Source organism: Streptomyces sp. 549, from assembly GCF_030124175.1.
Classification (GTDB): domain Bacteria; phylum Actinomycetota; class Actinomycetes; order Streptomycetales; family Streptomycetaceae; genus Streptomyces.
The window spans coordinates 44,517-58,063 of record NZ_JASKMT010000019.1 but is presented as its reverse complement, the minus strand read 5'-3'; the positions used below and the strand labels follow the sequence as shown (position 1 = coordinate 58,063).

General features: G+C 72.8%; 12 protein-coding genes. 4 read left to right on the top strand and 8 right to left on the bottom strand.

Translation table 11 applies throughout. The features are described from left to right. The first annotated feature begins 224 nt into the window (after positions 1-224). On the top strand, positions 225-557 hold the full coding sequence (locus tag QNO07_RS19995) for an ANTAR domain-containing protein (protein ID WP_283993561.1): 333 nt from the start codon (positions 225-227) through the stop codon (positions 555-557). Positions 558-1,174: 617 nt separating this feature from the next. Further along, on the top strand, positions 1,175-2,212 hold the full coding sequence (locus tag QNO07_RS19990) for an aspartate-semialdehyde dehydrogenase (protein ID WP_283993560.1): 1,038 nt from the start codon (positions 1,175-1,177) through the stop codon (positions 2,210-2,212). A gap of 117 nt (positions 2,213-2,329) precedes the next feature. Here the strand turns inward: QNO07_RS19990 and QNO07_RS19985 are convergent, their stop codons facing one another. The 5 genes from QNO07_RS19985 to QNO07_RS19965 form a co-directional block, all read right to left on the bottom strand. Beyond that, positions 2,330-3,403, bottom strand: a complete 1,074-nt coding sequence (locus tag QNO07_RS19985; RefSeq protein ID WP_502961891.1) for a S1 family peptidase — start codon at positions 3,401-3,403, stop codon at positions 2,330-2,332. A gap of 305 nt (positions 3,404-3,708) precedes the next feature. Then, entirely contained in the window at positions 3,709-4,560 is an 852-nt protein-coding gene (locus QNO07_RS19980) for a slipin family protein (protein ID WP_283993558.1), read from the bottom strand. Between the two features lie 188 nt (positions 4,561-4,748). Next, positions 4,749-5,684, bottom strand: coding sequence for a S1 family peptidase (locus tag QNO07_RS19975; protein WP_283993557.1), 936 nt, complete (start codon positions 5,682-5,684; stop codon positions 4,749-4,751). 163 nt (positions 5,685-5,847) lie between these two features. Next, complete coding sequence (locus QNO07_RS19970) at positions 5,848-6,651, bottom strand: DUF1684 domain-containing protein (RefSeq protein ID WP_283993556.1); 804 nt, start codon at positions 6,649-6,651, stop codon at positions 5,848-5,850. A gap of 132 nt (positions 6,652-6,783) precedes the next feature. Further along, positions 6,784-7,962: a DUF5685 family protein gene (locus tag QNO07_RS19965; protein ID WP_283993555.1), complete on the bottom strand. Its 1,179-nt coding sequence runs from the start codon at positions 7,960-7,962 to the stop codon at positions 6,784-6,786. Between the two features lie 296 nt (positions 7,963-8,258). Here QNO07_RS19965 and QNO07_RS19960 point away from each other — a divergent pair, with 296 nt between their 5' ends. Further along, entirely contained in the window at positions 8,259-8,705 is a 447-nt protein-coding gene (locus QNO07_RS19960; protein ID WP_283993554.1) for a cell division protein SepF, read from the top strand. Positions 8,706-8,763: 58 nt separating this feature from the next. On the opposite strand, the gene QNO07_RS19955 is transcribed toward QNO07_RS19960, so the two are convergent. Beyond that, positions 8,764-9,951, bottom strand: a complete 1,188-nt coding sequence (locus QNO07_RS19955) for an acyl-CoA dehydrogenase family protein (protein ID WP_283993553.1) — start codon at positions 9,949-9,951, stop codon at positions 8,764-8,766. A gap of 42 nt (positions 9,952-9,993) precedes the next feature. Beyond that, positions 9,994-11,631 (bottom strand): MFS transporter, encoded by a 1,638-nt coding sequence (locus QNO07_RS19950; RefSeq protein ID WP_283993552.1) that lies wholly within the window; start codon positions 11,629-11,631, stop codon positions 9,994-9,996. A gap of 490 nt (positions 11,632-12,121) precedes the next feature. On the opposite strand from QNO07_RS19950, the gene QNO07_RS19945 reads away from it, so the two are divergent. Then, a complete protein-coding gene (locus tag QNO07_RS19945) occupies positions 12,122-13,129 on the top strand; it encodes a phosphatase PAP2 family protein (RefSeq protein WP_283993551.1) in 1,008 nt (335 codons plus the stop codon). 56 nt (positions 13,130-13,185) lie between these two features. Here QNO07_RS19945 and QNO07_RS19940 read toward each other — a convergent pair whose 3' ends face one another. Further along, positions 13,186-13,401 carry an I78 family peptidase inhibitor gene (locus QNO07_RS19940; RefSeq protein ID WP_283993550.1) on the bottom strand — a complete coding sequence of 72 codons (216 nt, stop codon included), beginning with the start codon at positions 13,399-13,401 and terminating at the stop codon, positions 13,186-13,188. Between the last annotated feature and the right edge of the window lie 146 nt (positions 13,402-13,547).

Genomic DNA, 13,547 nt, shown 5'->3' with positions numbered 1-13,547 from the left:
TAAACCAGTTCTCGAATGTCTGTTCGAGCGAATGTCCGCGGGTCGGCGCAGGTCACCGCCGGGTTCACCCGTTCGGGGCGCGCCCGGACCCCGCTGGATCCCAGGCGCCGCACGGGCGGGCGAACCGGTGCGGGACGGGTGCGCGCGCCTGCTGCACAACGGGGGGAGATACGACACTCTGGGGAGGGGACAGCGGCAGCGGGCAGCGTAGAAGGAGACGCAACATGCGAGGCGCCGACAGCCGACGCACGGAGGAACGCGAAGCCCTCATCGAGCAGGTCTGCCAGCTGCAGCAGGCGCTGGAGTCCCACGCCGTCATCGACCAGGCCACCGGCGTGATCATGACACTGGGGGGATGCGAACGCAAACACGCCTTCACCGTGCTGCGCGAGACCTCCCAGCGCAGCAACACCAAGCTGCGCGTGGTCGCACTGGAACTGACGGGCTGGACGTCCACCGGCGTGATGGACGAGGCGCTGGCCGAGATCCTCGCCGAACGCATGTCCCACCACTGCCCGGGCCGCTGGGGCACCCGCGGCACGGCAGGGCCGTTCTGAGACGGCTGCCCGCCTCCCGTTCCCCGAGGAACACAAGGCCGGGCGGCGGACGACAGCCGCGGCTCCAAGGCCCGGCGGAGCGGGACACCGCGCCGACCGCATCGGCCCGGCGCTCCCGCACAGCGGAGCACCGAGCCGACACCGCAGGGCTGCTGTTCCGAACCCCGCGAGCGAAGGCTTACCTCCAAACCTCCTGTCGAACATCTTCAACCCCCGGGAGCCGCCACGGAGGCATCCACACAAAAAAGTCCGGCAATCCGCCACCCCTCCCCACCCCCCTTCGCAGGAGTTGCGGACCAGAACACCGCTCCGGGCACGACCCCGGCGCCACGGCACTCCGCCACCACCGCCGGCGGCGTGACGGGGATAACACCGCCGGCCCGCATCCGCGGCTTGAGTTCTAGCGGTCCGGGCCGCCCCGCGCCTCCGCAGCCACGCCGTCCCGCCGTCGTCCTGTGCCAGAATCGCCGCCGGGCGGGGGCCCGGGCCGGGCCCGCCGGTGGCTCCACCAGGTGTGACCGAGGTCAAAGGGTTGGCGGCCCGTACATTTGCCGGTGCAGGGTAGGGACCAGGATTCCGGACACCGCACGGACCGAGCACAGACGAGAAGGAGCCCCATGAGGATCGGCATTGTCGGAGCCACCGGTCAGGTCGGCAGCGTGATGCGCGACATTCTGACCGAGCGCGACTTCCCCGTGGAGGAGCTGCGGCTGTTCGCCTCCGCTCGGTCCGCCGGACGCACGCTCCCCTGGAAGGACGGCGAGGTCACCGTCGAGGACGCGGAGACGGCCGACTACGGCGGCCTGGACATCGTGCTGTTCTCCGCCGGCGGCTCGACCTCCAAGGTGCTGGCCCCCAAGGTCGCCGCGGCCGGCCCGGTCGTGATCGACAACTCCTCCGCCTGGCGCCTCGACCCCGAGGTCCCGCTGGTGGTCGCGGAGGTGAACCCGCAGGCCGCCACCGACCGGCCCAAGGGCATCATCGCCAACCCGAACTGCACCACCATGGCCGCCATGCCCGTGCTGCGCCCGCTGCACGAGGAGGCCGGGCTCGCGGCGCTGGTCGTCTCCACCTACCAGGCGGTCTCCGGCAGCGGACTGGCCGGCGTCGCCGAGCTGGACGGGCAGGCCCGCAAGGCGGTCGAGTCCGACGCCACCCGGCTCACCTTCGACGGCGACGCGGTGGACTTCCCCGCGCCGGACAAGTTCAAGCGGCCGATCGCGTTCAACGTGCTGCCGCTGGCCGGCTCGATCGTCGACGACGGTCTGGAGGAGACCGACGAGGAGCAGAAGCTCCGCAACGAGAGCCGCAAGATCCTCGACATCCCGGAGCTGAAGGTCTCCGGCACCTGTGTGCGCGTGCCGGTCTTCACCGGGCACTCGCTCCAGGTCAACGCGCGCTTCGAGCGGCCCATCAGCCCCGAGCGGGCCCGCGAGCTGCTCGGTGCCGCTCCCGGCGTGACGCTGTCGGACATCCCCACGCCGCTCCAGGCCGCCGGTCAGGACGCCAGCTACGTGGGGCGGATCCGCGCGGACGAGACCGTCGAGCACGGCCTCGCACTGTTCCTGTCCAACGACAACCTCCGCAAGGGCGCGGCGCTCAACGCCGTGCAGATCGCCGAGCTGGTCGCGGCGGAGCTGCGCTCCGCCCGCTGACCTGGCCCGCCGCCCCGCCCGGCGGCACCCCTCACCACGGAACCCCCCGGCAGTCGCCGGGGGGTTCCGTGGTGAGGGGTGGTCACCGCCGGACCGGGCCGGCGGCGGGTGGACCGGTCAGCCGATCTGGGCGCCGTACTCCGCGAGGGCGTCCGTCACCGGCTGGAAGAAGGTCTGCCCGCCGGAGGAGCAGTCACCGCTGCCTCCGGAGGTCAGGCCGAGCGCGCTGCTGCCGGCGAAGAGCGCACCGCCGCTGTCACCGGGCTCGGCGCAGACGTTCGTCTGGATCAGGCCGTTGACGGTGCCCTGCGGGTAGGTCACCGAGACGTCGAGCGCCTGGACCGAGCCGCCGTGCAGCTGCGTGGTGCTGCCGCTGCGCTGGACCTGCTCGCCGACGGTCGCGTCGCGGGCGTCGGTTATCTGCTGGGTCCGGCCGTTGTAGAGGTTGACCTCGCTGGGGTGGTCGGTGCTCGAGGTGTACTTCACCAGGGCGTGGTCGGCGCCGGGGAAGGTGCCGGCCTCCATCCGCCCGATCGGTGAGCCTCCGGAGGAGGCCGACCAGCTGCTGCCGGCCGTGCCGCAGTGACCGGCCGTCAGGAAGTGCGGCTCGCCGTCCTTCACCACGTTGAAGCCCAGCGAGCAGCGCGAGCCGGAGCTGAAGATGGCGTCCCCGCCCGCGATGAACGGCTTGAACTCACCGCTGGTCTTCTTGAGGACGGCTCTGCCGCCCTGGGCCTCGACCTCCTCGCGCAGCTTCGCGAGGTCGGCCGCCTTCACGGTGGAGTCGGCGGTGACGACGACCTTGTTGGTGACCGGGTCGACGGCACGCGAGGTGCCGGGGACCGCGGACTCGCCCAGATCGTCCTTGGCCGAGGTCAGCTGGGCCAGGCTGTGCCGGACGACCTTCGCCTTCGCCCCGGCCTGCTGGACCTCCTCGGCCGCCGAGGCGTCCAGCACGTTGACCACGAGCTGCTTGGTCTTCGCGTCGTAGTAGGCGCCGGCGGCGTCTCCCTTGAGCTCGGTGGCGAGCGTGCTCGCGAGATCACTCGCGGCGGCGGACGTGAGCACGTCCGCCGTGGGGACGGGGTCTGCGGCGTTGGCATTCGCCATCGTGAGGGTGCCGACCACGAGGGCCGCCACGCCTGCACCTGCGATGGCCGTGCGCCGCTTGTTCATCCGTCGGTGTCGCAACTCGTTACCTCCAGTGGGGGGTTGGAATCACTCCAGGTCGGAGTGATTCCGGAGGATGCCCGGACACGGACTCGCCCTGCAGGACGACTGCGCGTCCATGCCAAGCAGTGCCGCCGAGTATTACGAGTGCGACAGGTCGCACACAAGAACGACTTCACGTCAGCGCATGCGAACGCCCGGTACGGGCGGCGCACCTGACGCTTCGATGGCCGCGCACGTCACACCGCCGTGCGGACACCGGGAAACACCCCGGGCGATCAGTGATCACCTCGGGGTGAGGTCTACACCTGTCTGAAAACCGACCCTCAGGTGTCGCTGCCGGAGGTGCCTCCGGATTCGGGGAACACACTGGCCACCGGCTCGGCCGGGGCAACCGCCGGGCCGGCGGGCGTCCCGGCGGCATGGCCGGCCGGGAGCCGTTCCAGGAATCGCAGCAGCTCGACCGGGAACGGCAGCACCAGCGTGGAGTTCTTTTCAGCCGCCACCGACACGACCGTCTGGAGCAGCCGCAGCTGGAGCGCGGCCGGGGTGTCGGACATCTCCCGGGCTGCGGCGGCCAGCTTCTTCGACGCCTCCAGTTCGGCGTCCGCGTTGATGACCCGGGCCCGGCGGTCCCGGGTCGCCTCGGCCTGCCGCGCCATCGAGCGCTTCATCGTCTCCGGCAGCGAGACGTCCTTGATCTCGACCCGGTCGACGTTGACGCCCCACTCCACGGCGGGGCTGTCGATCATGATGGCCAGGCCCTGGTTCAGCTTCTCCCGGTCGGACAGCAGGTCGTCCAGCTCGCTCTTGCCGATGATCGACCGCAGGGCGGTCTGGGCCATCTGGAAGACGGCGAAGCGGTAGTCCTCCACCCTCACGATGGCGTCACCGGGGTCGACGACCTTGAAGTACACCACCGCGTCCACCCGCACGGTGACGTTGTCCCGGGTGATGCCCTCCTGCCCGGGGATGGGCAGCGTGACGATCTGCATGTTCACCTTGCGCAGCCGGTCGACGAACGGCACGACCAGGGTGAGGCCCGGCGAGCGGACCTCCGACTGGAGCCGGCCCAGCCGGAACACCAGCCCGCGTTCGTACTGCTTGACGACTCGGGCCGCCGCCGCGAGGTACGCCGCGCCGCCCGCCGCCGCTGCCATCACCAGTTCCACGACCATCTCGGCCTCCTGGCATCACAAGTCCGGCAAAGGACGCCATACGTGTCCCTTTCCACCGTACCGGAGCCGCCCCTTGCGGGACCCCTCCCGGAGCGCCCCCGCCCACGCGGGACACCTCCCGCCGGGCCCGGAAGGGCCCCGCGGGCGGTCGTGTGCCGTGCTGTGCTGTGCCGCAGGCGTGCCGGGGATCAGTACACGTTGACGCCGTAGCGGTCGAGGGCGGGCTGTACCGGCTGGAAGAACGTCGTCCCGCCGGTCCGGCAGTCGCCGCTGCCACCCGAGGTGAGTCCCAGCGCGACCGTGCCGGAGAACAGCGGGCCGCCGCTGTCGCCCGGCTCGGCGCAGATGTTCGTCCGGATCAGCCCGCGCACGATCTCCCCGTTGCCGTAGTTCACGGTGGCGTTGAGCCCGGTGACCATGCCGCTGCGCAGCCCGGTGGTGCTCCCGCTGCGCTGGGCACGCTGGCCCACGTAGGCCCTCCCCGCCCGGGTGATGTCCCGCGTGGCGCCGTTGTGGAGGGTGACCGAGCCGGGCTTTGCGACCGAGGTGTCGGTGTAGCGCACCAGGCCGTGGTCCTCCCCGGGGAAGCTGCTCGCCTCGGTGGTGCCCAGCTCCGCGGAGCGGGCCGTGTCCGCGTACCAGGTGGCGGCACCCTCGGTGCAGTGCCCAGCGGTGAGGAAGTAGGAGGCGCTGCCGCTGCGCACGTTGAAGCCGAGCGAGCAGCGCCACTCCTCCGCGTACACCGCCTCGCCGCCCTGGACGAGCGTGGAGAACCGGCCCGGGGTGCGCTCGACGGTCAGGGCCGGCGCCCGGTCGCCCGCGACCTGCCTGATCCGGGCCAGCTCGGAGGCCGGTACCGTGCTGTCCGCCGTCACGACCAGCCGGCCGGCGGCCTCGTCCACGTGCCAGGAGGTGCCCGGCACGTCCGCGTCGAGCACCGCCTGGGCCACCTGTTCGAGCTGGGCGGCGTCGAACGGCTCGGGCTCCCGGGCCCCCGCATCGGGGGCCGCCAGCGCGGTCGACGCCAGCAGCGCCGCCGCGACGGTGAGCACCCGGGCGCGCCGTCCGGCGCCGCGCCGGACGGGGTCGGTGGTGCGGGCGGGGGCGGTGTGCTTGTTCCTCACATGTTCCTCCACAAGGAGTCCGGGACGTGTGCCTGGGCGGGGTCGGGCGGAAGCCCGGGGCAGGACGGGGGCGCCGGGGCGGCCGGGCCCCGAGGCGGGTGGGAGAGCCGGGACGGGCGAGGCCGGGACGAGGACGGCCCCGGGAGGTGCGCACGCCGGGCCGTCAGGAGCTGATGTCGCGCTCCCCCACCGGGATCTCGGCGGCCAGGGTGTTGCCGGGAGGCGGGAAGGGGCACAGGAAGTGGTCGCTGAACGCGCAGGGCGGCAGGGTGGCCCGGTTGAAGTCCACGGTGACCGCACCGTCCGGGTCGGGCGCGCCGGTGCGCAGGAAGCGGAAGCGGTAGGTGCCGCGCCCGCTGCTCCCGTCGGTGAAGACCGCCCACAGAGCGCGGCTGCCGACCACGGACACCTGGAGGGCCTGCGGTCGCCCGTCCGGAGTAGCGAAGGAGACCTGGCCGCCCAGTTCGAGGGTGCGTTCACGGCCGTCGGCGTTGGGCACCCGCACCCCGCGCGGCGCCTCGTACGGCCGGAACCGGCCGGGCCGCACCCAGCGGCCGTCGTAGGACGCGGTCCTGATGCCGGGAAAGGCCCGCCGGGCCGGGGCGTCGGGGTCGTGCACCCGTACCGCCCACTGGCCCTCCCGGTTCAGCAGCTCCAGCCGGCGCTCGCCGAAGGACACCCGGGACCTGGACGGGCCGCCGCTGTCCCGGCCCAGGACCGCCTCCCCCACAAGGAGTTCGCCGTCGACCACCAGCCCGTCCATGATGTCCGCCCGCAGGACGACCCCCGACCCGTCGGGCGCCGGCTGCCAGCGCCCCGGCGTCTGCGGCAGCCGGCCCTCGGAGTCGGCGTCGAGGAGCCAGTGCGTCCCGGTCACCGACAGCGGGCCGTAGGGGGCCGTGACCGTCTCCAGTCGCTGCTGGTGCCACTCCTGCCACTCCTGGGTGGCTGACGTCGTCTCAGTCATGCTGATCAACTTGCCACAGCGCCCGGCTGCGGCAAGTCCGGCGGCGCCGATGGTGGCGAGCGGCCCCTCAGCGGTCGCAGGGCCGGCCGGTGAGCACTCGACCGGCCCTCCCACACTTTCAGGAGCGGCCGCTCAGCAGTCGCAGGAGCAGCAGTCCGGGCAGCAGCCGTCACTCCCGCCGCCGCTCCCGCCACTCCCACCGCTCCCACCGCCACCCCGGCAGGTGTTGCACCCCGGGCACTGGCAGCACTGGCAGCACTGGCAGCAGTCACAGCACTGGCAGCAGTCGCCGTAGCGGCACAGCCCCTCACGCTGCCGCCCGGTCCAGGGGTCGGTGTAGGAGGAGCAGCAGACCTGCCCGGTGCAGAACAGGCCGGTCCACACCGCGCAGCCGGCCACCAGGCCCCGGCGGCGGGTGGGCGGCCGGGGGGTGGGCGGCGCGCCGCCGGGCGCCCGCCCTGCGGCGAACGCGCGGCGTACCGCGCTGCGGGGCTCACGCCCCAGCAGCACCCGCACCAGTGCGCCGTCCTCGAACTCGACGTCGCGCAGTGCCAGCCGGATGCCGTGCGCCGCGTCGTCGCACAGCCTCCGCGCCTCGTCGCTGCCGGTGCCGGTGGCGGTCAGCGGGTTCCACGCCCCGGCGGCGTCGTCCGCCTGCTGGTCCTCGACCGCGTCCAGCAGGTGGGCCAGCCTGCCGAAGAGGCGTCCGGCCTCGGCGAGCGGCGCGGCGTTGCCGGGGCGGCCGGCGAGGTGCGCGGTGTGGGCGAACGCCGCGGCCGTCGCGGTCTCGGTCGGCTCGGTGACGGCGAGCACGCTGCTGCCGGCACCGGCGGCGGCCTCCAGCCGCGGCTGGCGGTCCACCGCGTCGAGCAGCACCGCCGCGTCGAAGCCGAGGCCGGCCGCCGCGCGGCTGCCGTCGCGGTCCCAGCCCGCGGCGACGCGGCGGGCCGCCGCCGCGACCGGCCGGCGGGCCAGCGCGCCGTCGCCGTCGGCGGCGTGGTCCCGCAGCCGGGCGGAGGCGAGCACCAGGGACACGGTGGCCGCCAACCGGGCCCCCTCCCCGCGGGCCACCGGCGCGGTGCGCATGCCGCGCAGCGGGCAGGGGCCTGCCGTGCGCCGGTCCGCCGGGGTGCGCGGGGACTGAGCCTCCGTCAGCACCGAGAGCACCAGACCGTCGTAGTTCGTGGCAATCCGGGCGAACTGCCCGTGTTCTGCTCTCAGTGCGAGGCACAACCCGCACAGATGCGCCATCCACTCGGCGGCGAGTCCCTGCCCCAGCCGGTGCCGGCACGGCCTGATGATTCCGAACACTGTGTTTTTCCGCTCCCCCGCATTACCGTTTCTGCTCCGCACCTTGACGGGCCGTCACGCGGACCTCGCGAGGTGTCACCCGTATGTCCGCCCCGCTCACCCGCGCGGCGGGAAGCAGAGATCTTTCCTTCCGTCACCACCCGTATACCGCAAGACCCCAGCTCCGGCGGCCCTCCCTGTGCACCAGAACTGTCACGAACGGTGCTCGGGGCGGATATCCGCTTGGCGCATCATCCGCATCATGGACGACGATAGGGATTGCGGACAGCACGGACCGCATGCGAGAGGAGGCGTCCATGGGATCGGTGCGCAAGGCGAGTGCCTGGCTGGGCCTCGTCGACGACAGCGAGATGCGTTACTACGACGACGACTACGCCGAGGGGCCGGAGCCCGGAGACGCCGCCCGTGACGTGTGGGTGACGGACCCCAGGATCCGGGCGACGGCCGAGACCGCGCAGGACCAGGGGACCCGGATCGCCACGGTCACCCCGGACGGCTTCCGGGACGCACGCGGCATCGGGGAGCTCTTCCGGGAGGGCGTCCCGGTGATCGTGAACCTGACGGCCATGGAGTCCGCGGACGCCAAGCGGGTGATCGACTTCGCGGCCGGTCTCACGTTCGGACTGCACGGCTCGATCGAGCGGGTGGCCAACCGGGTCTTCCTGCTGACCCCCAACGACTACCAGGTGGTGAACGGAGGAGAGCGGCGCACCTCCGAGGGCGGCTTCTTCAACCAGAGCTGACGCCCCCGGCACCGGACCCGCGGCGCGGTCCGGCTGCCGGACACACCGGGCGAACAGCTCACCGGAAGGCGTCCTGCCCGGTGAGCGCCTTGCCCAGCACGAGCTGGTGCATCTCCACGGTGCCCTCGTAGGTGAGCACCGACTCCAGGTTCGTGGCGTGCCGCATGACCGGGTACTCCAGGGAGATGCCGTTGGCGCCCAGGATGGTCCGCGAGGTGCGACAGATCTCGATCGCCTCGCGGACGTTGTTCAGCTTGCCCAGGCTCACCTGCTCCATCCGGAGGGTGCCGGCGTCCATCCGGCGCCCCAGGTGGTGCGCCAGCAGCAGGCCCTTGTGCAGTTCCACCGCCATGTCGGCCAGCTTCGCCTGGGTGAGCTGGAACCCGGCGATGGGCCGGCCGAACTGCTCACGGCTGCCCGCGTACGCGAGCGCCGCCTGGAAGCTGGCGCGGGCGGCCCCCATCGATCCCCACACGATGCCGTAGCGGGCGTGGTTGAGGCAGCTCAGCGGTCCGCGCAGCCCGGTCACGCCGGGGAGCACCGCGTCATGCGGCAGCCGGACGGCCTCCAGTACCAGCTCACTGGTGACGGACGCCCGGAGCGACCACTTGTGGCGGATCTCCGGCGCGGAGAACCCTGGCGTCCCGGCCGGCACGAGAAAGCCGCGCACGCCCTCCTCGGTCTGCGCCCAGACCACGGCGACCCCGGCCACCGAGCCGTTGGTGATCCACATCTTGCGGCCGTCGAGCACCCAGTCGTCACCGTCCCGGCGGGCCCGGGTGCGCATTGCCGACGGGTCCGAGCCGTGGTCGGGCTCGGTCAGCCCGAAGCAGCCGATGACCTCGCCGGCGGCCATGCGCGGCAGCCACTCCTGCTTCTGCTCCGGCGAGCCGAACCGGTGGATGGCGTACATCGCCAGGGAGCCCTGCACGGAGACCAGGGAGCGGATGCCGGAGTCCGCGGCCTCCAGTTCCAGGCAGGCCAGTCCGTACTGCACCGCGGAGGCACCCGCGCAGCCGTAGCCCTCAAGCGACATGCCCAGCGCGCCGATTCCGCCCAGCTCACGTGCCAGTCCCCGCACGTCGGGCAGCTCGCCGCGCTCGTACCACTCGGCGATGTGCGGCAGGACCCGGTCGGCGGCCCAGGACCGCACGGTGTCGCGCACCGCGAGGTCCTCCGGCGAGAGCAGGTCGTCCAGCCCCAGCGGGTCGGCGGGGTCGAACGGGGGCAGGGTGCGGCTGGACATGCGCGGCCTCCGGTGGGTGATCGTCTGGGCTCGCCGCCGACGTTACGACCGGGTAACCGGTGCGGACAAGAGGGTGCCTGCGCCCTGGGCCGCCGGGCCCGACGGCTGCGCGGGCACCCGGCACGCGGTCTCCATCGTGCGCGGCAGCCGCAGCGCGGCCAGGGCACCGCACAGCAGCAGGCCGACGCTGACCAGCAGCGTCAGGTGCAGGCCGTGCACGAAGGCGCCGCGGGCGACCTGGTGCAGGAGGTCACCGGAGGGTCCGCCGAGCCGGTCAGCGATCGCCTCGGCCTCCCCGAGTGAGCGGCTGGCCGAGGCGCCGACGTCCGCCGGCACGCCGTCGGCGCGGCGGACCGCCGCCGCGTAGGCACCGTTCATCACGCTGCCGAGCACGGCGATGCCGAGGCCGGCGCCCAGCTGGTAGGCGGTCTCCCCGATGGCCGCGGCGCTGCCCGCCTGCTGCGGCGGGGCGTCGCTGAGCATCGACTCGTAGCAGCCGAAGAGGGTCGTCTCCAGCCCGAACCCCAGCAGCACGAAACCACCGATCAGCACCGCCGGGCGGTCGTGCTCCCCCATCGAGGTCAGGCTGAGCACCGCGAGCGCGGTGGTGACGAAGCCCAGCGCGACCATGGTGCGCGGCCCCAGCCACTGGAGCATGCGGGGGCCGGCGAGCCCGGCCGCGACGGCCGCCACCGACAGCGGCAGCAGCCGCAGCCCGGTCTCCAGCGGGGACAGGCCGAGCACGAGCTGGAGGTACTGGGCGGCGATCAGCGCGAGGCCGACGAGTGCCAGCACGGTCAGCACGATGCAGCCCACCGCGGTGCCGAACGCGGGCCGGGCGAAGGCGGTGAAGTCGACGAGGGGGAAGGGTCGGCGGCGCTGGCGGCGCACGAAGAGCGCGAGCAGGCAGGCCCCCACCAGCAGCGGCGCCCAGGCCTGCGGGACGAGGAGGTCCCCGCTGCCGACCCGCTTCACTCCGAGAATGACCGCGAACAGGCCGGAGGCGGCCATGAGCGCGCCCAGCACGTCCCACGGACCCTCACGCCGGCCGGTGGACTCCGGGACCAGCCAGCGGGCGAGCGGGATGCTGAGCACCATCAGCGGGATGTTGATGAGGAACACCGACCCCCACCAGAAGTGCTCCAGCAGCAGACCGCCCACGAGCGGGCCCAGGGCCGCACCCACGGCCGCCACCGCGCTCCACACCCCGATGGCGAGGGCGCGCTCGCGGCGGTCGGGGAAGACCTGCCGCAGGATCGACAGCGTGGCCGGCATGATCATCGCGCCGCCGACACCCAGCAGTCCGCGGGCCGCGATCAGCATGCCGGGGGAGGTCGCCACCACCGCCAGGGCCGAGGCGAGACCGAACAGCGCGTAGCCGTACAGCAGGACCCGCCGGCGTCCGACCCGGTCTCCCAGAGTGCCGAAGAGGATGAGCAGGGAGGCGCAGACCAGCGGATAGCAGTCGACGATCCACAGCAGCTCCATGGCGCTGGGCCGGAGGTCCGCGGAGACCGCCGGTACCGCCACGTGCAGCACGGTGGCGTCGACCGCCACCAGCAGCAGGCTGCTGCACAGCATGACCAGGACGGTCCACCGGTTGGCGGACCCGCCCGCCGGACCTCTCCGGCCGGGAGCGTCCGGCGTTCGAGCGGTCCTCGCCGTGGGCGTCCCTGCCATCCGCACACCTCCTCCTGCCCCGCCCCGGCCGGGGGGATCGCCGGACGCGGGACAGCGTCCAGCCCGGTGGGCAAGGGTCGAGTGATGGGGAAAGGGTACGCGAGTCCGGCGACGGCAGAAGTGCCCCACGTCACTCGTACCGTCCAGGGCCCGGCCCGGGCCTGACGCAGGAGCGAGAACCGTACCCGTGCTCGATCGCCGGCCTCACCGTGGGCGCGTGGGGCGCACGGGCGCCGGGCAGCCCGTCGGAGAACGGGCCGCCGCGAGGGCGCGGGGCCGCCGGTTAATCACCGATGGACTACGGCGGGCGCTCGGGAAAACACCGGCCCGATTCACCCGGAAAAGCCTTCGAAGCAAAAAGCGGACCCCGCGGTTTTCCACCGAAACGACGGTCCGGAAGCGTCCGCTGAGACACATTCCACATCACATCGGCATTACGAAGACCACGGTCGGACCTGGCTGAGCCATCACCCGCTGTAATCTCGTTTGAGTGCGTACCGACCGAATCTTCGCCCGCCTGGAGCAGGAGCCGGCGCGGCCCTCGACCCCGGCCCCGGGGATGAGCGTCACCCGCCAGTCGCTGTTCGTCGCGACCCTGGGCCTGTACACGGGCATCGTGGCGGCCGTGCTGAGCACCACCGTCCTGGTCCGGCTCGACTGGCAGGTCATGCTGTTCCGGCCCTACAAGCAGTGGCCGGAGCTGCACGCCTTCCTGGACTACTTCGTGGTGCTCGGGCAGCGCGGGCCGACCGCGGTCCTGGTCGCCGCCTGGCTCGGCTGGCGGTCCTGGCGGCAGCGCACGCTGCGTCCGCTACTGGTGCTGGGCGTCTCGCTGCTGCTGCTGAACGTGACGGTGGGCGCCGCGAAGCTGGGCATGGGCCGCGAGGGCCCGCACTACGCCACCACCATGGGCTCGAACGAGATGTTCCTGACCGGCGATATATTTCCCTCGGGCCACACCGCCAACGCGGTCGTGACCTGGGGTGTTCTGGCGTACCTGGCCAGCACGGTGCTCGCCAGGCGCTGGCTGTCGGTGGTCGCCGCGCTGTGCGCGCTGGGTGTCGGCACCACCACCGTCTACCTGGGCACGCACTGGGTCAGCGACGTGCTTCTCGGCTGGGCGGCCGGCCTGCTCATCCTGCTGGCCCTGCCCTGGTGCGAGCCGGTCATCGCCCGGGTGGAGGAGCATGTGCTGGCCTACTTGGCGCGAGCCCGGGCCGCGCTGCGGCAGGCGGCCCTGGGCCTGCCGGTCGGCACCGGTCCGTCGCTGGCCGGCCGCCCGGCCGGCGAGACCCAGCCGGTACGCGAGTCAGCGCCCTCCACGGGCCGGAGCGGGTCGTCCGGCTCGATGAGCGCCCGACTGCACCATCCCGGACGCCCGCACGTGATCCGCTCCGAGCGCGCACCCGCCGCGCCCGCGGTCAGCCGGCGTCCGCACCACGAGCCGCCGCCCGCTCCGCACCGCTGGAGCGGGCGCACCGGCAGCCCCCCGCTCTGACACGGAGGCGGGGGACCGGAGCGCTCGGCTCCGGTCCCCCGCCTCCGCTGTCGGCGTCAGCCCTTCCAGCAGCGCACGACCACGCCGTCGGCGACGGCGAGGTTGATTCGGCCTTCCAGGTACTCCATGGTGATCATCGCGTCCGGCTCGATGACCCGTACGGTGTTCCAGCCTCTGGACTTCGCAAGGTCCTGAGCGGCCGACTCGGACAGGCCGACAAAGGCCTCGGTACCGTCGCCCTGCGGCGTGGGGTGTTCCGTTTCGTCTGCCATGTCGGCCACCGTACGGCCTGCCCCCTCTCACGGGGAAGTTCCGGTGTGATCTTTGCGCGGTCACATGTCTGTCACAGCGCCCACCGTCACTCGGTGCTTCCACCCGCGCCTCGCCCAGCGGTCGCGCGAGCACGGAATTAACCAGG